This window comes from Mesorhizobium sp. M7A.F.Ca.US.005.03.2.1, assembly GCF_003997795.1.
GTDB classification, from domain to species: domain Bacteria; phylum Pseudomonadota; class Alphaproteobacteria; order Rhizobiales; family Rhizobiaceae; genus Mesorhizobium; species Mesorhizobium ciceri.
The window spans coordinates 1-410 of record NZ_RZRP01001638.1 but is presented as its reverse complement, the minus strand read 5'-3'; the positions used below and the strand labels follow the sequence as shown (position 1 = coordinate 410).

The following is a 410-nucleotide window of genomic DNA, read 5'->3' as shown; positions in this document are numbered from 1 at the left end:
GGCCTGTCACCACCGATGCGGCGAAGACCAGCTTCAGCGACGAGGAGTGCCTCAACAGGTTCGCGGTGCTGTCGCGCACCGGAGCCATCTACTTTAGAACGGCGAGCGCGCGGCTCGATAGCCAAAGCCGGCCGCTGCTTGCTGAGGTCGTCGGCGTCGTGGGCAAGTGCCCGGGCCTGAAGGTCGAGGTTTCTGGACACACCGATTCCGACGGGTCGCCCATCGAGAACAAGCGCCTGTCGGAGCGAAGGGCCCAGGCGGTTGCCGACGCCATAGTTGCCGCTGGCATTCCGCGCACCCAGATCGCGGCGACTGGCTATGGCGAGGAGCGCCCGGTTGCTGACAACGACACGCCGAAGAACAAGGCGCTCAATCGGCGGATCGAGTTTTCCGCCACTAAGCTCGTCAAC

1 protein-coding gene is annotated in these 410 nt (G+C 64.9%); it reads left to right on the top strand.

Features of this window, described 5'->3' with window-relative positions; translation table 11 throughout:
* Nucleotides 1-410, top strand: a 410-nt coding sequence (locus EN991_RS39570; protein ID WP_164769832.1) for an OmpA family protein, incomplete at both ends; no start/stop codon positions are given.